22 protein-coding genes are annotated in these 19,671 nt (G+C 72.5%); 6 read left to right on the forward strand and 16 right to left on the reverse strand.

What is annotated here, in order from left to right; translation table 11 throughout:
- Positions 1 to 275: 275 nt before the first annotated feature.
- From Q5530_RS19215 to Q5530_RS19245, 7 genes are all read right to left on the reverse strand, one after another.
- On the reverse strand, positions 276 to 659 hold the full coding sequence (locus tag Q5530_RS19215; protein ID WP_380638746.1) for a DUF3040 domain-containing protein: 384 nt from the start codon (positions 657 to 659) through the stop codon (positions 276 to 278).
- Positions 660 to 1,143: 484 nt separating this feature from the next.
- Positions 1,144 to 1,401 carry a hypothetical protein gene (locus tag Q5530_RS19220; protein WP_380638747.1) on the reverse strand — a complete coding sequence of 86 codons (258 nt, stop codon included), beginning with the start codon at positions 1,399 to 1,401 and terminating at the stop codon, positions 1,144 to 1,146.
- Between the two features lie 85 nt (positions 1,402 to 1,486).
- Entirely contained in the window at positions 1,487 to 2,128 is a 642-nt protein-coding gene (locus Q5530_RS19225; protein WP_415364003.1) for a Crp/Fnr family transcriptional regulator, read from the reverse strand.
- 131 nt (positions 2,129 to 2,259) lie between these two features.
- Positions 2,260 to 3,540 (reverse strand): DNA polymerase IV, encoded by a 1,281-nt coding sequence (locus tag Q5530_RS19230; RefSeq protein ID WP_415364004.1) that lies wholly within the window; start codon positions 3,538 to 3,540, stop codon positions 2,260 to 2,262.
- 121 nt (positions 3,541 to 3,661) lie between these two features.
- The gene (locus tag Q5530_RS19235; RefSeq protein WP_415364192.1) at positions 3,662 to 4,255 is read right to left on the reverse strand and encodes a sigma-70 family RNA polymerase sigma factor; all 594 of its coding nucleotides are present in this window, start codon (positions 4,253 to 4,255) and stop codon (positions 3,662 to 3,664) included.
- A gap of 248 nt (positions 4,256 to 4,503) precedes the next feature.
- The gene (locus Q5530_RS19240) at positions 4,504 to 5,088 is read right to left on the reverse strand and encodes a sigma-70 family RNA polymerase sigma factor (RefSeq protein ID WP_415364005.1); all 585 of its coding nucleotides are present in this window, start codon (positions 5,086 to 5,088) and stop codon (positions 4,504 to 4,506) included.
- A gap of 81 nt (positions 5,089 to 5,169) precedes the next feature.
- Positions 5,170 to 5,892 (reverse strand): class I SAM-dependent methyltransferase, encoded by a 723-nt coding sequence (locus Q5530_RS19245; protein ID WP_380638750.1) that lies wholly within the window; start codon positions 5,890 to 5,892, stop codon positions 5,170 to 5,172.
- Positions 5,893 to 5,926: 34 nt separating this feature from the next.
- Here Q5530_RS19245 and Q5530_RS19250 point away from each other — a divergent pair, with 34 nt between their 5' ends.
- The 3 genes from Q5530_RS19250 to Q5530_RS19260 are packed head-to-tail and all read left to right on the forward strand — an operon-like array spanning position 5,927 to position 8,620.
- Entirely contained in the window at positions 5,927 to 6,763 is an 837-nt protein-coding gene (locus tag Q5530_RS19250; protein WP_415364006.1) for a ParA family protein, read from the forward strand.
- A gap of 21 nt (positions 6,764 to 6,784) precedes the next feature.
- Complete coding sequence (locus Q5530_RS19255) at positions 6,785 to 7,582, forward strand: DNA-formamidopyrimidine glycosylase family protein (protein ID WP_415364008.1); 798 nt, start codon at positions 6,785 to 6,787, stop codon at positions 7,580 to 7,582.
- 9 nt (positions 7,583 to 7,591) lie between these two features.
- On the forward strand, positions 7,592 to 8,620 hold the full coding sequence (locus Q5530_RS19260; RefSeq protein ID WP_415364010.1) for a quinone-dependent dihydroorotate dehydrogenase: 1,029 nt from the start codon (positions 7,592 to 7,594) through the stop codon (positions 8,618 to 8,620).
- A gap of 81 nt (positions 8,621 to 8,701) precedes the next feature.
- Here the strand turns inward: Q5530_RS19260 and Q5530_RS19265 are convergent, their stop codons facing one another.
- The 9 genes from Q5530_RS19265 to Q5530_RS19305 all read right to left on the reverse strand — a co-directional run bounded on the left by Q5530_RS19265 (position 8,702) and on the right by Q5530_RS19305 (position 17,472).
- Positions 8,702 to 9,946 (reverse strand): uracil-xanthine permease family protein, encoded by a 1,245-nt coding sequence (locus Q5530_RS19265; RefSeq protein ID WP_415364012.1) that lies wholly within the window; start codon positions 9,944 to 9,946, stop codon positions 8,702 to 8,704.
- Positions 9,947 to 10,249: 303 nt separating this feature from the next.
- Positions 10,250 to 11,089: a phage shock envelope stress response protein PspM gene (gene pspM, locus Q5530_RS19270; protein ID WP_415364013.1), complete on the reverse strand. Its 840-nt coding sequence runs from the start codon at positions 11,087 to 11,089 to the stop codon at positions 10,250 to 10,252.
- Between the two features lie 16 nt (positions 11,090 to 11,105).
- The gene (locus Q5530_RS19275; RefSeq protein WP_415364015.1) at positions 11,106 to 11,993 is read right to left on the reverse strand and encodes a PspA/IM30 family protein; all 888 of its coding nucleotides are present in this window, start codon (positions 11,991 to 11,993) and stop codon (positions 11,106 to 11,108) included.
- Between the two features lie 329 nt (positions 11,994 to 12,322).
- Positions 12,323 to 12,745: a helix-turn-helix domain-containing protein gene (locus tag Q5530_RS19280; RefSeq protein WP_380638757.1), complete on the reverse strand. Its 423-nt coding sequence runs from the start codon at positions 12,743 to 12,745 to the stop codon at positions 12,323 to 12,325.
- Between the two features lie 156 nt (positions 12,746 to 12,901).
- Positions 12,902 to 13,408, reverse strand: coding sequence for a CinA family protein (locus Q5530_RS19285; protein ID WP_415364194.1), 507 nt, complete (start codon positions 13,406 to 13,408; stop codon positions 12,902 to 12,904).
- Between the two features lie 64 nt (positions 13,409 to 13,472).
- The gene (pgsA, locus tag Q5530_RS19290; RefSeq protein ID WP_415364016.1) at positions 13,473 to 14,102 is read right to left on the reverse strand and encodes a CDP-diacylglycerol--glycerol-3-phosphate 3-phosphatidyltransferase; all 630 of its coding nucleotides are present in this window, start codon (positions 14,100 to 14,102) and stop codon (positions 13,473 to 13,475) included.
- Positions 14,099 to 15,475: a 30S ribosomal protein S12 methylthiotransferase RimO gene (gene rimO / locus Q5530_RS19295; RefSeq protein ID WP_415364196.1), complete on the reverse strand. Its 1,377-nt coding sequence runs from the start codon at positions 15,473 to 15,475 to the stop codon at positions 14,099 to 14,101. The genes pgsA and rimO overlap by 4 nt, the downstream gene beginning before the upstream one ends.
- A gap of 76 nt (positions 15,476 to 15,551) precedes the next feature.
- Positions 15,552 to 16,106, reverse strand: a complete 555-nt coding sequence (locus tag Q5530_RS19300) for an RloB family protein (RefSeq protein ID WP_415364017.1) — start codon at positions 16,104 to 16,106, stop codon at positions 15,552 to 15,554.
- Entirely contained in the window at positions 16,090 to 17,472 is a 1,383-nt protein-coding gene (locus Q5530_RS19305; protein ID WP_415364019.1) for an AAA family ATPase, read from the reverse strand. The genes Q5530_RS19300 and Q5530_RS19305 overlap by 17 nt, the downstream gene beginning before the upstream one ends.
- 141 nt (positions 17,473 to 17,613) lie before the next feature.
- Between Q5530_RS19305 and Q5530_RS19310 the strand changes: the two genes are divergently transcribed.
- The 3 genes from Q5530_RS19310 (at position 17,614) to Q5530_RS19320 (ending at position 19,666) form a co-directional block, all read left to right on the forward strand.
- Positions 17,614 to 18,114: an amino-acid N-acetyltransferase gene (locus Q5530_RS19310; RefSeq protein ID WP_380638760.1), complete on the forward strand. Its 501-nt coding sequence runs from the start codon at positions 17,614 to 17,616 to the stop codon at positions 18,112 to 18,114.
- A gap of 65 nt (positions 18,115 to 18,179) precedes the next feature.
- The gene (locus Q5530_RS19315) at positions 18,180 to 19,028 is read left to right on the forward strand and encodes a MerR family transcriptional regulator (protein ID WP_415364021.1); all 849 of its coding nucleotides are present in this window, start codon (positions 18,180 to 18,182) and stop codon (positions 19,026 to 19,028) included.
- Positions 19,029 to 19,204: 176 nt separating this feature from the next.
- Positions 19,205 to 19,666 carry a phospholipase gene (locus Q5530_RS19320; RefSeq protein WP_415364023.1) on the forward strand — a complete coding sequence of 154 codons (462 nt, stop codon included), beginning with the start codon at positions 19,205 to 19,207 and terminating at the stop codon, positions 19,664 to 19,666.
- The last annotated feature ends 5 nt before the right edge of the window (positions 19,667 to 19,671 follow it).

The raw sequence follows: 19,671 nt of genomic DNA on the forward strand, positions 1-19,671 counted from the left end.
GAGGTGAGCCGGCCTTGCCTCGGACGGGTGAAGACGGGCTGGGTCGGGTCGCGCCGCGCAGGTGACGCGCGATCCGGCCGGCCCGCGCCGGCGGTGGCGCCACCCGACACGCACCCGCCCCGGCCCGCGGCCCCGACTCCAGCCCGCCCCGGCTCAGGCGGCCACCCCGCCCCGCCCCCGAACACCCGCCCCCGAACACCCCACGGCCCGCCCCGGGACTCCCGGGGCGGGCCGTGTGCGTTCTGCGGGCAGTGCGGTCAGGGCTGTTACGCGGACTACTCGTCCTCGAAACGGCGACGGAAACGTTCTTCCATCTTCTGTGAGAACGAGCTGCGGCTGGGCCGGCCTCCCTCGTCGTTGGGCTCTTCGGCACCCTGATCACCACGACGGAGTGTCGTCACGGTGAGCAGTACGCCGAAGAACATCAACAGGAAGCCGACGACGCTCACCACCGGGATACCAGCGAGCTTCGGCAACATCACACCTGTCACGAGCAGCGCCACACCCACGGCGAACAACGCGATGCCCTGGATACGACGCCGTCGGGACGGTTTGCGCAGCTTGGCGCCGCGCACGGTGGATGCGAACTTCGGGTCCTCGGCGTAGAGCGCGCGCTCGATCTGGTCGAGCAGTCGCTGCTCGTGCTCGGAGAGTGGCATGGCTCCTCCTCCGGCACAGCGGTCGCGGGCGCCGGGTAATCACGGTTGCCGCCGGTCCCGGCGGACGCCCCGCCCTGGGGGCGTCACGACCAGGATACGATTCGGGAGGCCCGCCGACTACCCAGTCTGTGCCCCTAAGCGGTTCGTTAGGTCACCATCATCCTCACGGGTCAACGGTCAGACCTCCGTAAGCTGGCGGCAGACCCCCGCCGAACGCCGTGTTAAGGCCCTGCGCCGCCCGGTTCGCGGTGGTGGGCGGGTCGGGCCCACCACCGGGCCCACCGCCCCCTCGGGACGACCCGCTCCCCGGTCCCGGTCCCCGCGCCCGTCCCGGTCCGCGCAGCTCGACCCGAACGGGCGCACCTCGTCCTCCTCCACCCCCCGTGGAGAAGGGCCTTCCGCGGGCCCGACCGCCCGCGGAAGGCCCGGGGAGAGCGGTGGCCGCCCCTCGCCGGCCACCGCTGGGTCCCGGTCTCGTCGCGCCCTACAGGCGCACCAGGTTGTCCTGGAACTCGACGTCCAGTTCGCGGTGGGTGGAGCGCACCTCGCGCCACGCGTCGTACATCGCGATCAGCCCGCCCGCGAGGACCAGCGCGACGGCGAGCGCGACGACGCCCCGGGCGTCGGACTTGATGACGATCACGACCGCCGCCCACAGCTGGACCGCGGTGAAGAGCAGGGTGCAGGCGAGCCGTTCGGTGAACCTGCGGCGGGACTTGGCTCGCTCCTCGTTGTGGTTCATGACTCCCCCTCTGAGCTGTTCCGACAACTCATTTGTAGGGCGTCCGACCACGGACTTCTGCGTCAGATGACGCACAGCGGGAATTTCAGTTGGTGAGGTCGTAGAGCCTGCTGACCTGGTGGATCTCGATCTTCCGCCGACCCGTGGAGATGATGCCGCGCTCGCGCAACGAGCGCAGCACCCGGACGAGCGATTCCCGGGACGTCCCGGCGATACCGGCCAGCTCCTCCTGGCTGAGGGAGACCGCGCCCTGGTCCGCGATGCCGCGCCGCAGCGCGACGTCGATCAGCACGGCGGCGACGCGCTGGGTGGCGGTGCCGCTGATCTGGGTCCGCTGCCGGTCGGTGTCGCGCTGCCGGGTGATCACCACGGTCAGCACCGCCCACGAGATGCGCGGGTACCGCTGGCACAGGGCGACGAAGGTCGGGGCCGAGAGGACCAGCGCCCGGACCGCGTTGAGCGCGCACACGGTGGCCGAGCGGGGCAGCCCGTCCACGGCGGACCGCTCGCCGACGATGTCGCCCGAGCCGCGGATCGCGAGCACCTTCTCGTACCCGTTGGCGGTGGTGGCGGTCACCCGCAGCAGGCCGCGGCGGACCACCAGCACGTGCCGGGTGACCTCGCCCTCCGCGCAGATCACCGAGCCGGGCGGGTAGTCGCGTTCCGCACCCGTGGCGCCGAGCACCTCGTGCTCGGCGGGGGTGAGCAAGCCCCAGAACCGGTCCACCCGACCAGCGTGCCCGGTGATCGTCGCGCGCGGTCCGATCCGGCCCGCCAACCACCCGATCGGCCCGTTCCGCCGCCTCGGGTGCCCGGGTCGGGACCGGGTCGCTCCAGCCCGGGTCGGGACCGGGTCTCTCAGCCCGGGTCGGGACCCGGCTCCTTCACCCCGGACCGCGCCGGCCCCTCCGCGAGCAGCGACGCCGGCCGCACGGCCGCCCGGCCGAACCTCGACCGCGCCTGGTCGGCCGCCTGCTCCGCCTCGCGCCACCCGCGCTCCGGGGCGTCGAACATCAGCTGCTCGCCGCTCCCCTCCTCCACCAGCTGCTCGATCCGCACGCCGATCAGCCGCACCGCGCCCGGCGGCACCTGCTCGTCCAGCAGCGCCGCGGCGGTCCGGTGGACCTCCTGCGTCACGTCCGTGGCCACCCGCAGCGTCCTGGACCGGGTGATCGTGGTGAAGTCGGCGAACCGCACCTTGATCGACACCGTGCGCCCGCGCAGCCCCCGCTCCCGCAGCGTCGCGGTGGACCGCTCCGCCAGCCGCAGCAGCTCGCGCCGCAGCAGGTCCCGGTCGAAGTGGTCGACCTCGAACGTCTCCTCGGCGCCGATCGACTTCTCCCTGGTCGACGGCACCACCGGCCGGTCGTCGTGGCCCTGCGCCAGCGCGTGCAGGTGCTCGGCCAGCGCCACCCCGATCACCCGCCGCAGCCTGGGCAGCGGCGTGGCGGCCACGTCGGCCACCGTCTCCAGGCCCACCTGCTCCAGCGCCTCGGCCGTCCGCTTGCCGACGCCCCACAGCGCGGACACCGGCAGCGGGTGCAGGAAGGTCAGCACCTCCGCGCGCGGCACCACCATCAGGCCGTCCGGCTTGCACATCCCCGAGGCCAGCTTGGCCAGGAACTTCGTCGGCGCGACGCCCACCGAGCAGGTGACCCCGAACGCCCGGAACACCTGCTCGCGGATCGACCCGGCGACCTCGGCCGGGGTCGCGCGCAGCCGCCGCAGCGAGCCGCTGACGTCGAGGAACGCCTCGTCCAGGCTCAGCGGCTCCACCAGCGGCGTGGTGTCGCGGAAGATCGCCATCACCCCGCGCGAGACCTCCTGGTAGCGCGCGAAGTCGGGCGGGAGGAACACCGCGTGCGGCGCGAGCCTGCGCGCGTGGGCGGTGGGCATGGCCGAGCGCACGCCGAACTCGCGCGCCAGGTAGTTCGCCGACGCCACCACGCCCCGGTGCGCCGTGCCGCCCACCACGACCGGGCGGTGGGCCAGCTCCGGCCGCTCGCGGATCTCGACCGAGGCGTAGAAGGCGTCCATGTCCACGTGCAGCATCGGGCAACCGGTGTCGTCCGGCCACACGTCGCCGCGCGCGATGAAGCGGTCGACCAGACCGCGCGGCAGGTCGGCACTGCGACCCAAGATCCACCCCCGTCGAACACCCGTTCGACACCCTACGCCAAGCGGTAGGCGTGCCGCGCACTCCGCCACCCGACCAGTGGCGAGGACGCGCACAAGACACCCGAACGGGCAAGCCGGGAACCTACTCCCCCAGCACCTTGCGCAACCTCAGCAGCGCCCGGTGCTGCGCCACCCGCACCGCACCGGGCGTCGAACCCACCATCACCGCCGTCTCCTCGGCGGACATGCCCATGACCACGCGCAGCACCAGGATCTCCCGCTGCCGCTCCGGCAGCACGCCCAGCAGCCGCCCGATCCGCTCGCCCAGCTCGCCCCGCAACGCCTCCTGCTCGGGCCCCGGCCCGCCGCTGACGCTGTCGGGCAGCTCCGAGACCGACTCCGCCCGGTCCCGGGCCGACGCCCGGTGGACGTCCGCGACCTTGTGCGCGGCGATGCCGTAGACGAACGCCAGGAACGGCCGCCCCTGGTCCCGGTAGGACGGCAGCGCCTTGAGCACCGCCAGGCACACCTCCTGCGCCACGTCGTCGGCCGACGACCGCGACCGCTCCCCGCGGCCGACCCTGGCCCGGCAGTACCTGACCACCAGCGGCCGGATCAGCCCCAGCAACGCCTCCACGGCCCGCCGGTCGCCCCGCACCGCCGGTTCGACCAGCGCGTCCGGACCCGCTTCCGCACGTACCACGGCGACCGGGGCGTCGTCGCAGTCCACGGCCATCACCGCCTCCCCGGCTCGGACGCGCGACGCACCGCCGCGTCCCGGCATAACTCCGAAATCGACCACCACTGCCATCGCGAGCTCCTCGGCGTCCGCGCGCTGGACCACCTCTTGGGCCACATGGCAACGCGACGCAGCTCCCTCACGCGGATGACGCAGGTATTCGAAAGTTGCTCCAAATGGTCGCGTTTAGGCTGCGAACGGGGGAGCCTACTGCCGCCATTGGCTGCGCTGCGTAACCAGACACGCTACGTGACGGCCAGCCACGACACCCGCTCGACCTCGCGCCGCAGGCGCGTCAGCGCCCGGTGCTGCGCCACCCGCACCGCGCCCGGCGTCGCGTCCACCACCTGGGCGGTCTGCTCGGCCGTCAGGCCCACCACGACCCGCAGCAGCAGGATCTCCTGCTGCTTGTCCGGCAGCAGGCGCAGCAGCTCGCCGAGCTTGCGCGACAGCTCCCCGCGCAGCGCCGACCGCTCGGGGTCGGCCGAGTCGTCGGGGGCGTCGGGCACCTCGGGCACGGGCTCGGCCCGGTTGCGCAGCGCCGCGCGGTGCGCGTCGGCGACCTTGTGCGCGGCGATGCCGTAGACGAACGCCAGGAACGGCCGGCCGTGGTCGCGGTAGGTCGGCAGCGAGGTCAGCACGGCCAGGCACACCTCCTGCGCCACGTCGTCGGCGGAGGTGTACGAGCGCTCCTGGCGGCCCACGCGGGCCCGGCAGTAGCGCACCACCAGCGGCCGGACGATGGCCAGCAGCCGCGCGGCGGCGGCCCGGTCACCGCGGACGGCCTCGCGCACCCGGTCCTCGATCTCCTCGGGCGCGGCGGCGGTCATCACGGGGCTCCGGGTAAAGGCGGGTCTCCCACGGCTGCGGTCCTCTGCGGTAGGCGGCGGATGCCTACCGTTGTACCGCATTCAGCCGTACTTGCGGCCCAGGACGTGCAGGCGGGCCGCCACGTCGCGCAGCGGCGACCTGGTCGACGCGGCCAGTTCCAGCTCCGCCAGCGCGTCGGCCGCGCCGGGGTTGGCGTCCAGCACCGAGCCCGGCACCAGGTCGGACACCACGCCGTGGCCCTGCACCAGCTCCACCTTCAGGCCCGCGGCCGACACCAGCGCCTCCAGGCCCACCGCGTCGAACCGGCGCAGCAGCGGGTCGCGGGTGCCCGCGAGCTGCCCGGCCTCGTCGTCCAGCAGCCGCCGGGCCTCCACCAGCCGACCGGCGATGGCCCGGTGCAGCACGGCCGCGAACCGGTTCGCCACCAGCACCGACACCGCGCCGCCCGGGGCCGCGGCGGCGGCCAGCGCGGCCAGCGCGGCGCCCGCGTCGTCCACCACCTCCAGCAGTCCGTGGCCCAGCACCAGGTCGGCCGAGGCGTCCTGGTCCAGCACGTCCGCGTCGCCCTGCACGGCGGTGACCCGGTCCAGCACGCCCGCCTCGGCGGCCCGGCGGTGCAGCGTCGCCAGCGCGTCGGGACTCGGGTCGACCACGGTCACCGAGCACCCGGCCACGGCCAGCGGGACCGCCCACACGCCGCTGCCGCCGCCGACGTCGAGCACCCTCGGCGGCTCACCGCCCCGGCGGTCCCGCGCGGCGGCGAGCTCGGTGTCGAGCACCCTGTGTACGGCGTCCGGTCGCATGGCACCAGAGCGTAAGGGTCGTAGGCTGCACGTTGTGCATACGGTGGCGGTGCTCAGTCTCAAGGGTGGCGTGGGTAAGACGACGGTCGCGTTGGGTCTCGCGTCGGCCGCTCTGCGGCGCGGGGTCCGGACACTGGTCATCGACCTGGACCCCCAGTGCAACGCCACCTCCACCCTGGAACCCGAGGAGACCGGGGCCAGCATCTACGACGTGCTCCGGGAACCCACCGCGGAGGTGCTGCGCGAGGCCGTCTCACCGAGCGGGTGGGGCGACGGCCTGGACGTGCTGGTCGGCTCGGAAGACGCGGAGTCGCTGAACCACCCCGACCCGAACGAGGCCCGCCTCGGCCGGTTGCGCGAGGCGTTGCGCCTGCTCAAGGAGGACGAGGAGCCCTACCAGCTGGTGCTGCTGGACTGCCCGCCGTCGCTGGGTCAGCTGACCAGGTCGGCGCTGGTCGCGGCGGACCGGGCGCTGCTGGTGACCGAGCCCACGATGTTCGCGGTGGCGGGCGTGCAGCGGGCGTTCGAGGCGGTGCAGGCCGAGCGCGAGCACAACCGGGAGCTCCAGCCGCTGGGCGTGGTGGTCAACCGGGTCCGGCCGCGCTCGCACGAGCACCAGTTCCGCATCGAGGAGCTGCGCGACATCTTCGGCCCCCTGGTGATGCCGGTGGCGATGCCCGACCGGCTGGCCGTGCAGCAGGCGCAGGGCGCGTGCATGCCGATCCACGAGTGGGGTACCCCCGGCGCGCGCGAGGTGGCGCTGGCGTTCAACCTGCTGCTGGCCCGCATCCTGCGGATGAGCCGCAGCCGCAGGCGGCCCTCGCACGACGACTTCGACGACGACGAGATCCAGGAGGCCGTGGACGCGTGACCCGGGGAAGCGCGGGCGCCGGTGCCCGAGGGTGACACGGTGTTCCTGGCCGGGCACCGCCTGGACGAGGCGCTGGCCGGCCGCACGCTGGTGCGCGGCGAGCTGCGCCACCCCCGGTGGGCCACCGCGGACCTGGGCGGCCGGGACGTGCTGGGGGTGCGCTCGGTCGGCAAGCACCTGTTCACCCGGTTCTCCGGCGGCCTGAGCCTGCACACCCACTTCCGGATGGACGGCGCCTGGCACCTCTACCGGCCCGGCGACCGCTGGAAGCGGCCCGGCTACCAGGTGCGGGCGCGGCTGGAGGTGCCCGACCGGGTCGCGGTGGGGTTCTCGCTGCACGACGTGGAGCTGCTGCCGACCGACCAGGAGGCCCGGTTGGTCGGCCACCTGGGGCCGGACCTGCTGGGCGAGGGCTGGGACGCCGGGCAGGAGGCCGAGGCCACCCGCAGGCTGGCCGCCGACCCGGACCGCGAACTGGGCGTGGCGCTGCTCGACCAGCGCGTGCTGGCCGGCGTGGGCAACCTCTACAAGGCCGAGGTGTGCTTCCTGCTGGGCGCCTCGCCGTGGACCCCGGTGTCCGGGGTCGACCCGGCGGAGGCGGTGCGGCTGTCGCGCAAGCTGCTGCTGGCCAACGCCTGGCACCCCGAGCAGAGCACGACCGGGAGCATGGCCCGGGGCCGGCACCACTGGGTGTTCGAGCGCACCGGCAAGCCGTGCTTCCGCTGCGGCACGCGCGTCCGCGTCGGCGGGCAGGGCGCGGGCGTGCAAGAGCGTCCCGCGTACTGGTGCCCGCACTGCCAGCCGGGACCGATCGCTTAGGGTTTCGCCGTGGTCTACAGGAGCGTGGTGCGCAAGGCGTTGTTCCGGATGCACGGCGGGGACGCGGAGCGGGTCCACGAGACCACCCTCGGCCTGCTGGAGGGGGTGAGCCCGGCCGCGGGGCTCGTCCGGCGCAGGCCGGCGCTGGAGCGCACCGTGTTCGGCGTGCGGTTCCCCAACCCCGTCGGCCTGGCCGCCGGGCTGGACAAGAACGGCCGGGCGCTGCCCGCGTGGGGCGCGCTGGGGTTCGGCTTCGTGGAGGTCGGCACGGTCACCCGGCACCCGCAGCCGGGCAACCCGCGGCCGCGGCTGTTCCGGCTGCGCGCCAGCGAGGCGATCATCAACCGGATGGGCTTCAACAACGACGGCGCCCAGGCCCTGGCCGACCGGCTGGCCCGCCTGGGGCCGCTGTCCGTGCCGCTGGGCATCAGCCTGGGCAAGTCCAAGGTGACGCCGGTCGAGGAGGCAGTGGGCGACTACCGGGCGTCCCTGCGGGCGCTCTACCGGTTCGGCGACTACTTCGCGGTGAACATCAGCTCGCCCAACACCCCCGGCCTGCGGGGGCTCCAGGACCGGGGGGCGCTGACCGAGCTGCTGTCCGGGCTGGACGAGGCCGCGCGCGAGCTGGCCGGCGGCGCCGCGCCCAAGCCGATCCTGGTCAAGATCGCCCCCGACCTCACCGACGGGGCGATCGGGGAGCTGCTGGAGGTGTGCGACGGCCACGGCGTCAGCGGCCTGATCGCGACGAACACGACCCTGTCGCGCGAGGGGCTCGCCCCGGCCGACCGGGCGCTGGCGGGTGAGGCGGGCGGGTTGAGCGGCAGGCCGCTGGCCGAGCGGGCGCGCGAGGTGGTGCGGTTCGTCAGCAGGCGGACCGACGGGCGGCTGCCGATCATCGGCGTGGGCGGCATCGCGAGCCCGGACGACGCGGCGCGGATGCTGGACGCGGGCGCGAGCCTGGTGCAGCTCTACACCGGCTTCATCTACGAGGGTCCGGGGCTGGTGCGGCGGATCAACCGCGCGCTGGCGGCGCGCTAGACCTCGCGGGCGGGCGCGGCCCGGCGGGCAGGCGCGCCGGACCTCGTCACCGGCGGTCCGCCGGCCCTCGCGGGCGGCCCGCTAGACCGCGCGGGCGGCCCGCAGCCGGCGCAGCAGCGGGTGCAGGATCACCACCAGCAGCGGGCCCCACACCATCCCGCCCAGCTCCATGTCGCCCACCACCAGCGTGAGGTCGCCCACGCCCGCGACCAGGGCCGCGCCGCCGACCAGCGCGTTGCCCGGGTTGGTCAGGTCGACCCGGTTCTCCATCCACACCCGCACGCCGACCAGGCTGATCAGGCCGAACAGCACCAGCGTCGCACCGCCGACCACGCCCGCCGGGACGGTGCCCAGCACCGCCACGACCTTGGGCGAGAACGCCAGCAGCACGGCCGTCACGCCGGTCACCGCGAACGCGGCCGTGGAGTAGACCTTGGTCACCCCCATCACGCCGATGTTCTCGGAGTAGGTGGTGGTGCCGGAGCCCCCGCCGAGGCCGGCGAACGTGGTGGACAGGCCGTTGGCGATGATCGCGTCGCCCGCGCTGCCGTCGAGGTTGCGGCCGGTCAGCGCGGCGACCGCCTTGACGTGGCCGACGTTCTCCGCGACCAGCACGAGCACCACCGGCAGCACCAGCAGGGTCACCGACGGGCGCAGCTCGGGCGAGTGGAACTCGGGCAGGCCGAACCAGGCCGCCCGCGCGACCGCGCCCGTGTCGACCAGGCCCGCGAAGAAGCCGAACAGCCACCCGGCCACCACGCCGATGAGCACGGAGAACCGGAAGGACGAGCCCCGGCCCAGCACCCCGCACAGCAGGATGGCGCCCGCGGTCACCACGGCGGGCAGCGGCTGGCGCGCGAACGGCTCGGTGGCCCGACCGGACAGGTCCAGCCCGATGATGATCACCACGGCCCCGGTCACCAGCGGCGGCATCACCGACTCCAGCAGCCGCACGCCCAGGGCCTTCACCGCGATCCCGATGATGATCACCAGCAGGCCGGCCGCGAGCACGCCGCCGAGCTGCGCGGCGATGCCCTCGTCGCGGGCCGCGGCCAGCGGCGCGATGAACGCGAACGACGGCCCGGCGTAGCTGGGCACCCGGTTGCGGGTGAGGACCAGGAACAGCAACGTGCCGACGCCGGAGAACAGCAGGGTGGTGCTGACCGGGAGACCGGTGGCGGCGGGGACGTAGATCGTGGCGCCGGCCATCGCGAGGAGGTGCTGGGCGCCGAAGCCGACGGTGAGGGGCCAGCTCAACCGCTCCTGCGGGGCGATGGCGTCACCGTCTGTGGTGCGGCCATCGCCGTGCACGGTCCACAACGCCACGCAATGACCTCCCTGGGCGACCAGGCCGAACACCGCTGTTCGACAAGGAATCCTGCCACGCCAAGTAGTGACCCAGCCCGGGTAACGGTCTGATAATCACACGATTGCAGCAGCGTACGCCACTGGTTCGAGCACGTCAGCCGAACTCTGCTACGCAACGTGAGGTAGCGGACGTTCGTGCAGATGGACGCGCGGACGCACGGGCGGAACTTCGGTTGACCGCAGTCCCGGGCTGTGCCCAGGACCGCGGCCAGGGGTCGGAGGAGGGGGTTCGGGGTGTGGACCGCTACGCGCGGTGCCGCCTCAGTACCCCGGCTCCGGCTCGGCGCCGCCCCGGGTCCAGCGCGACAGCTCGCGCAGCCCGGCCGACAGGCCGGCCAGGTGGTCGGTCGCCTCGCCCAGTACCTCGCGCGGGTGGGCGGCCGTGCTCTCGGCCAGCACCCGACCGGCGGCCGCGACCAGCCCGCAGTAGCCCTCCACGCCCTCGTCCAGCTGCTCGCGCAGCCGGCGCACCCCCTCCACCAGCGGGGCGCGGTCCAGCGGCGGGGCGGTGTCGCGGGCCCGCTCCACGGCCTGGAGCTGGAGGGACACCGCGCGGATCGCGCCGGACGCCTCGACGCCGGTGGCGCGGGCCTGCTCGACCGAGTCGGACGGCACGGAGGTCAGCGCCGCCGAGTCGAGCTGGCGCAGCAGCTCCCGCAGCGTGTCCTCGGCCTCCTCCAGCCGCTCCATCGGCTGACGGGCGGCGGAGGCCCGCGCGGGCAGCGGGGTGCGCTCGGGCACGGCCGCGAGCTCCTGCCGCGCCCGGTCGATCTCGCGCCGGCGCAGGCCGGTGCGCACCGCCAGCACCGACGTGCCGGCGAACCCGAGGGCCACGCCGATGCCGACGGCCGGTTCGAGCACGCCGAACACCGCCAGCGCGCCGAGCGTCGTGAGCAGCGCCAGCACGATCAGCCAGAAGGTGAGCACGCGGCCCGACCGGCGGTAGCGCCGGTCGAGCTTCGCGCGCGGGTCGTTCCACGCGGCGACCCTCCGCCGCACCTGGTCCGCGACTTGCCCCTGCAACTGGCCCTGCAACTGGTTCTGCAACTGGCCGCCGACGAACTGGACGATCTCGCCGGCCGCCTTCCGCCGGGGATCCATCGCGGACACCGTCCTCTCAGCCCTGGTTGGTCTGGGGGTTCTGCGGGATCTGCTGGGTCTGCTGGACCGGCTGCGCCTGCGCCTGCTGCGCCTGCGTCTGCTGCACCCGCTGCTGGATCTCCTGCTGGATGTTCGCGCTCGCGCTCCTCGGCTGGCCACCGGTGACCTCGCCGGCGACCTTGCCGCCCGCCAGCGACGCGCGGAGCTGGTCCAGCCGGGCCGAGCCCGCCATCTGCGTGGTCGACTGCTGGACCTCCAGCATCCGGCCCTGGACCGAGTTCTGCGCCAGCTCCGCGGACCCGAGCGCGGTGGTGTACCGCTTCTCGATCTTGTCGCGGACCTCCTCCAGCGACGGCGTGTTGCCCGGCGCGGCCAGTTCGGTCATCTGGCGCAGCGAGTGCGACACCTGCTCCTGCATCTTGGCCTGCTCCAGCTGGCTGAGCAGCTTGGTGCGCTCGGCCAGCTTGCCCTGGAGCACCATCGCGTTGCGCTCGACGGCCTGCTTGGCCTGGCCCGCGGCCTGGAGCGCCTGGTCGTGCAGCGTCTTCAGGTCCTCGATGCTCTGCTCCGCGGTGACCAGCTGGGTCGCGAACGACTGCGCGGCGTTCTCGAACTCGGCCGCCCGCTGCTCCTCGCCCTTGGCGCGGGCCTCGTCGGCGAGCACCAGCGCCTGGCGCGCGGACGCCTGGAGCTTCTCCACCTCACCGAGCTGCCGGTTGAGCTTCATCTCCAGCTGCCGCTGGTTGCCGATCACCGCGGCGGCCTGCTGAGACAGGGCCTGGTGCTGCCGCTGCGCCTCCTCGATGGCCTGCTGGATCTGCACCTTCGGGTCGGCGTGCTCGTCGATCTTCGACGAAAAAGCCGCCATGAAGTACTTCCACGCCTTCGCGAAAGGGTTGGCCATCTCCTACGCCTGCCTTCTCCGCACGTCCTTGGCTCGCGCTCGTGATTGGCAACGACCCGGTGCTGTTGTTGGTTCCATCGTTCCAGTTGTGCCGCGCTCGTTCCACCGACCGGGGGAGATCTCCGGGATCACCCTGAGTGCCCCCCGAACTTTCGTCGAACGGATCCGGTGCGCCCGGCACCCCGGATGCTTCCCCGGCACGCCCGTCCTGACGCGCGGGCGCGGCGGGTGGTTGCCAACCCGTGACAAGACCCACGTCCGGTGGGACCGGACAAGACCGAGAGCCGAGCCGGGTGCTCCCGGCTCGGCTCGTCGCAGGTCTGGGTCGGTTACGCCGCCACCACCGCGCCGCGAGGCTCGCTGAGGGAGGTGGACAGCCGGTGCGTGAGCACGGGCTGGAGGCGCAGGTCGGACAGGTCGTTGCCGATCATCGCGGGCACGATGGTGCCGCCCTCCAGGCCCGCCGGGGCGGGCGCGGCCCGCTCGGTGAGCTCGGCCGGGCTGGTCACGGACTTCTGGACGGCGCCGATGTCGGAGGCGACCAGGTGCAGGAGTTCGGACAGCGGCAGGTCCAGCGCCTCGCAGATGGCGGCCAGCAGCTCGCTGGACGCCTCCTTGCGGCCCCGTTCCACCTCGGAGAGGTACCCCAGGCTCACGCGGGCGGTCCTGGAGACCTCGCGCAGCGTGCGGCGTTGGGTGGTGCGGGCATGGCGGAGCCGATCACCGATCGCCTCGCGCAGCAGCACGGTCATCGCGCGCCTCCTTCCGGCCGGCCGTGCCACCACGTTACCGACCCGTCCCGTCGACGGGCAGTGAGTTCTGGACACGTCCGCCAAGGGCGAACGAGTGAACCGGCCGGTAAGTTCCCGTGTTGTCGGCGTTGTGTGACGGAAAACCCGCTGGTCAAGTCACCTGATCGGGATCATGAGCTGTTTCCGCAGCAGATCGAGCGCCGCTGCGGAGGCACCTTCGCGCACCTGCCGACGATCACCACTCAGAGTGAACGTTCTGGTCACTGAACCGGGTGGACCAGCCACACCGATGTGGACGGTGCCGGGCGGGACGCCGTCCTGCGGGGCGGGGCCGGCCACACCGGTCAGCCCGAGCCCCCAGGTCGCGCCACAGCGGTCCCGGGCACCCTCAGCGAGCTGTTTTGCCACTTCCGGGTGAACTGCGCCGTGCTCGGCCAGCAGCGCCCCGTCCACGCCGGCGAGCGTGTGCTTGAGGTCTGTGGCGTACACCACGAGGCCGCCGCGCAGCACGGCGCTGGAGCCGGGGACCTCGGTCAGGGTGACCGCGACCAGGCCGGCGGTGAGCGATTCGGCGGTGGCCACCGTCTCGCCGCGCTCGCGCAGCGCCCGGACCACGTCCTCGGCGCCCGTGCCCCGCCCACGCCCCCGGTCACGCTCGGTCATGACTTTGCTCACACCCCGCTCCCGTTCCGGCCTGCTCCTGCCCGCGCCCGGCGGCCGCCCGCCCTCAGGCCCCGCTGCCGCTCACGTCCCGCTCCTGCTCCAGGTCCAACCCGGCCCCCGCCACGGCCCGCTTCCCCCGCGCCCGCAGCCGGAAGGCGCGGATCACGTAGTCGACGCCGGTCACCACCGTCAGCACCACCGCCGCACCCATGCTGACCAGCGCCACCGGCTCCAGGTAGTCGGGCAGCGGCAGCAGGTACAGGCCGATGGCGAAGATCTGCACGAGCGTCTTGAGCTTGCCGCCGCGGCTGGCCGGGATCACGCCGTGGCGGATGACCCAGAAGCGCAGCAGCGTCACGCCCAGCTCGCGCACCGCGATGACCACCGTCACCCACCAGGGCAGCTCCCCCAGCAGGCTCAGGCCGACCAGCGCGGCGCCGGTCAGCGCCTTGTCCGCGATCGGGTCCGCGATCTTGCCGAAGTCGGTGATCAGGCCCAGCTTGCGGGCCAGGTTGCCGTCCACGTGGTCGGTCACCGACGCGACGGCGAACACGCCGAACGCGGCCAGCCGCCACCAGAACTGCCGGCCGTCCTCGGCGAAGAGGAAGTAGAGGAACACCGGCACGAGCGCCAGCCGGGACATCGTCAGCACGTTGGCGATGTTCAGCACCGGCACGCGCGCGGGTTCGGTCACCTCGGGAGCACCTCGACGGCGGAGACCACCAGGTCGACGCCCTCGGCCGCGTCGACGCGGCAGCGCACCAGGTCGCCCACCCGCAGCCCGTCGGCGTTGGTGATGACGCACTCGCCGTCGACCTCGGGCGCCTGGTGGGCGGCGCGGCCGACGCAGTCGCTCTCGTCGTCCTCCTCGGTCTCGACCAGGACGACGACCTCGTCGCCCACCCGGTCCTCGGCGCGCTGCGCGGTCAGCTCCTCGACCAGGTTCGAGAGCCGGGTCACGCGCTCCGCGATCGTGTCGGCGTCCAGCTTGTCGGGAAGGCCCTCGGCCTCGGTGCCGTCCTCGTCGGAGTAGCCGAACACGCCCACCGCGTCCAGGCGCGCCTCGGTGAGGAAGCGCTCCAGCTCGGCCACGTCCGCCTCGGTCTCGCCGGGGAAGCCGACGATGACGTTGCTGCGGATGCCGGCGCGCGGGGCGAGGGACCGGATCTGCTCGACCAGGCCCAGGAACGACTCGGTCGAGCCGAACCGGCGCATCCGCCGCAGCACCGGCTCGCTGGAGTGCTGGAACGACATGTCGAAGTAGTCGGCCACCCCGTCGGTGGTCGCGATCGCCCGGACGAGGGTCGGTTTCGTCTCGGCGGGCTGGAGGTAGGAGACGCGCACCCGGTCGATGCCGGGCACGGCGGCCAGGCGGGCCAGCAGCTGCTCCAGGCCGCCCAGCTCGCGGGGCAGGTCCTTGGCGTAGGAGGTGGAGTTCTCGGAGACCAGGAAGACCTCTCGGACGCCCTGCTCGGCCAGCCACATCGCCTCGGCCACCACCTCGTCGGGGTGGCGGGAGACGAACGCGCCCCGGAAGGAGGGGATCGCGCAGAACGAGCAGCGGCGGTCGCAGCCGGAGGCGATCTTCAGCGGCGCGACCGGCGTGTCCTCCAGGCGGGTGCGCAGCACGCGGGGCCCCCACCCGTGGCCGGGCACCTGCACGTCCGCCGCCGCCTGGGGCCGCTGCACGGGGGTGAGCGGGAGCAGGGTGCGGCGGTCCACGGGCTTGTGCGACTCGACGGCCCGGCCCGCCAGGACGTCGTCCAGGCGCTCGGCCAGGGTGCCGTAGTGGTCGAACCCGAGGACGGCGTTCGCCTCGGGCAGGCTGTCGGCCAGCTCGGTACCGTAGCGCTCCGCCATGCACCCGACCGCGACCACCTTGGCGCCGCTGTCGGCGGCGGAGAGGAGGGTGTCCACGGAGTCCTTCTTGGCCGACTCCACGAAGCCGCAGGTGTTGACCACGACCACGTCCGCCTCGTCGTCGACCAGCTCCCAGCCGCCGGCGGTGAGGCGGCCGGCGAGTTCCTCGGAGTCGACTTCGTTGCGGGCGCAGCCGAGGGTCAGCATGGCGACGCGCTTGGACGTGGTGGGGGAAGGCACGGTGCTCAGGGTAACCGGCGGCGTCGCGGGGGCCGCCGGCCTGTCAGCGCTGGAGCACCGCTTCGACGAGCCGCCCGACGGCGGTGGTCGGGTTGTCGGGGCCCAGGGCGGCGGCACGGGCGACCGCCCGTTCGACGTTGGCGTCGAAGGCCGCGTAGTCGAGCTCCTTGTCGTAGCCGGGGACGTGCTTGGCCACCAGGTCCCGGGCGGCGCGGTAGTCGGCGACGTGGGCGCGGTGGTCGGCGAAGTGCAGCAGGAGCCACAGCTCGAAACACGGGTTCGACACCGCGAGGTTGACCCGGACCTTGTCCGCGAGCCGCACGGCGGGCGGTATGTCGAAATTGTCGACGTCGACCACGCACCACACCGCGTCGAATTCCTCGCGGTAGCGGTCGCGCAGGTTGGCGGCGTACCTGACGAGGTTCTCCGGCGCGTCGACCTTGCACTTGACCGTGATCGGCACGCGGCGGGTCAGGCGGAGCCCGGTGAAGTACTGGCTCTCGGTCTTCTGCCCACCGCTGACCACGAGCACGTTCCGCCGGCGGACGGGCACCGTCCGACTCGACCGGCGCTGCGAGTTCTCACGCCTCGCCATCATCGGAACCACCCCGCACGGCCCTCGTGAACAACTCCTCGTACACCTGCGGCACCGCACCGTACTGACCCGCGAGGTAGCGCCGCTCCAGGTTGTCCTCATGACGTGGCTTGAAGTCGGTCAGGGGGTACAGCGCGCTGGCCCCGTTGGCGTCCTTCTCGACGAACCACACCTCGTCGCGGTCGAGCACCTCACCGGCCAGCGGCGGGTGCAGCAACGAGGCGTCGTGGGTGGTGAAGATGAGTTGCCCGCCACCCGGGTTGGACACCGGATCGTTGAACAGGCCGATCAGTCGAGCCGAGAGCAGCGAGTGCAGGCTGGCGTCGATCTCGTCGATGACCAGGACGCCCCCGTCGCGGAGCACCCCGAGCACCGGTGGCAGGAGGCCCAGCCAGGAGCGGGTGCCCGCCGACTCCTCCTCCAGGTCGAAGGACTCCGCGCCGTGGACAAGCGACACACGACGACGACTTTCCTCAAGTGCCCGACGCAGGCTGGCCAGTCTAGTGCGGTATTCAACGATGCCGGATTCTACGTGCACAAGTTCTTGCTCTGCCATCGCGACCGAATCGCCCAGCTCCTGAAACCCGCCGATCAGTTGCACACGCCGTTCCTCAAGGGCCTGAAGATCGTTTTTCCACCATATCTCGAGACTTTCCAGTCGCGCATCAGTTTCGCCACCGGCCACGACGTCCGAAATGCCGAAATCGGCAGCGCGCAGCAGGTCGAGCAGACGCACCCGCGAATCCTCGTCGTCCTGGATGAAATCCGATACTTCGCGCTCCAGACCGGAAGCATCACCGGCCAACCGGAACTCGAGACCGTCCACGAACCAGCGGTAGACCGGCAGCAACGCCGTGATGTTCGACTGGGCAGCCAGGCTCAGGAAGAGGGACCCGGGACGCAGGAGTTCCTCCAGCACCTCCAACTTGGCCTGATCACGCGAAGTCGCCCTACCGAACCTCACGTCGTCGAGCGTTCTCTCGAAAAGAATTCGCTTGCGCTTCTCGGGATAGCTGTAGAGCCACTCCGCGAGCACTCGCTCGTCGTCGACCTCGAAGCCGTAGGTGTAGCGGACGCCTCCCTCGACGATCTCCACGACGAAGATGGAAGGCCGCTCCCGCGCCTCGCGGTCGAGCTTGAACGCCCGACGCGGCACCCCTCCCCCGGGCGACCACTGACCGAACGAGTCGCGCACCGCCTCCGCCATGAACCGCAGCCCGTCGAGCAGGTTGGACTTGCCGGAGGCGTTGGCGCCGTAGACGGCCGCCACCGGCAGCGCGGATCGCCCCTTGTCGTACACCGGCATGAGCAGGAACTCATGCTCGTCGCGGAACGACCGGTGGTTCCTCAACCTGAAGCTCCGGAGCACCCGACACCTCCCACAGCGGCCCTACAGCTCGATCTGTGCAAGTAAACCGCACAACTGCCCGCGAAGTGGCCAATAAGCCGACAGTTCATCACCTTGGCCGCCCGGTGGGTCTGCCCCGCCGCCGCGAGTTACGTTTGCACCGTGACCGACCCGATCAACGTGCGTCGCGCCCGCACCGGCGACGTGCGTGCCATGAAAGCCCTCATCGACCAGTACGCCGGCAAGGTGCTGCTCTCCAAGCCCCTGGTGACGCTGTTCGAGGACATCCAGGAGTTCTGGGTGGCGGAGGAGGGCGGCACGGTCCTCGGCTGCGGCGCGCTGCACGTCCTCTGGGAGGACCTGGCCGAGATCCGCACGGTCGCCGTCGACCCCGGGCAGAGCGGGCGGGGGATCGGGCACCGCATCGTCAAGCAGCTGATCACGACGGCGCGCGAGCTCCAGCTGGAGCGGATCTTCGTGCTGACCTTCGAGACGTCCTTCTTCGGTCGCCACGGGTTCGTCGAGATCGACGGCACGCCGGTCTCCCCCGAGGTCTACGAGGAGATCATGCGGTCGGCCGACGAGGGGGTGGCGGAGTTCCTCGACCTCTCCTACGTCAAGCCCAACACCCTCGGCAACACCCGAATGCTGATGCACCTCTGACAACTGTTCTAGTCATCACTCGAATAGTCTTGACTCGACTAACCACAACGGGTCAAGCTGGACCGGTGGAGCAGTTGACGGTCGACGAGCTGGCGGTCCGCGTGGGCCTGCCGGGCAGCACCATCCGCATGTACCAGACCAAGGGCGTGCTGCACCCCCCTCGCCGACAGGGCCGGGTCGCGCACTACGACGCCTCCCACCTCGAACGCCTCGCCCTGGTGCAGCGCCTCCAGTCGCGCGGCTTCTCGCTGCCCGCCATCGCCGAGCTGGTCAAGGCCCGCGAGGAGGGCGCCAGCGTCGCGGCCGTGCTGGGCGTCGGCGACGCGGAGGGCCCCGACGACTGGGTCCGCGTCCGCGTCCGCGACATCCGGCGCCTGGTGCCGCTGGGCGACGTCCGCCCGAGCATCATCACCAAGGCGTCCCAGCTCGGCCTGATCCGCTGGCGGCGCGGCTGGCCGCACGCCCGCCGCTGGGCGCTGGAGGCCGGCAGCAGGCTCGCGACGCTGCTGGTGCCCAGTGACGACGTGCTCGACAGCTTCGCCGACCTGCGCCGGTCGACCGACGCCATCGCGGCCAACTTCGTCGAGCTGTTCGAGCGCCACCTGTGGCCCAAGCTGGCCGAGAACGCCGACCAGGAGGACCAGCTCGACCGGATGCGCGCCCTGCTGGTCGAGCTGACCTACACCGCCGAGACGGCCGTGGTCGGCACGCTGCGCGAGTCGATCCGCGACGCCGCCGAGGAGTTCGCCCGCCGCCACCGGCTGGTGCCCGGCGACGACTTCCGGCCCGCCTGGCTCGACGAGCCGGTGCCGATCGCCGAACGCCTCGTCGAGGCCCCCCAGGACGACGAGGTCCCGGACGAACCCGCCATCCGGCGCTTCCTCGACCGCGACGACCAGGACGAGCCCCGCTGACCCGACCCCGACCCCAGCACCAGCACCAGCACCAGGGGCCGGGGTCCACGACTGCGCTGATCCGCACCCTTGACCCGACGTTCACCCGTCGTTGACGCCACGTGAGCCGATCGGGGCTGTCGGGTCGCTCCCCCGCCGGGTAAGAAAATCCCAAGCCCGTGCAACGAGGGGAAACCATGAAGACCCTGCGCAACGCCTTCGCCGGCGTGCTCGCCTCGGCAGCCCTGCTGCTCGGCTCCGGCCTCGGCCAGGCGGCGATCAACGCCCCGGCGGTGACCGACGACTACGTGTTCACCAAGTCCCTCGCCCAGTTCAGCTCGCTGAGGGCCCAGGCCCCCTACAGCGACCAGCTGGACTGGTCCTCGGACGGCTGCTCCTGGTCACCGGACAACCCGTTCGGCTTCAAGTTCCTCCCGGCCTGCCACCGCCACGACTTCGGCTACCGGAACTACAAGCGGCAGGGCCGGTTCACCGAGGCCACCCGGCTGAGCATCGACAACAACTTCAAGTCCGACATGTACCACCAGTGCGCGGGCAACTGGGCGTGCAACCGCACCGCCGACCTGTACTACAGCGCCGTCCGCGAGTTCGGCGCCAGCGCGACCGAGGCGCAGGTCCGGCAGCTGCTCAAGCGGTGACGCGC

It is taken from the genome of Saccharothrix sp. BKS2 (assembly GCF_047689505.1).
Lineage (GTDB): Bacteria > Actinomycetota > Actinomycetes > Mycobacteriales > Pseudonocardiaceae > Actinosynnema > Actinosynnema lopnurensis.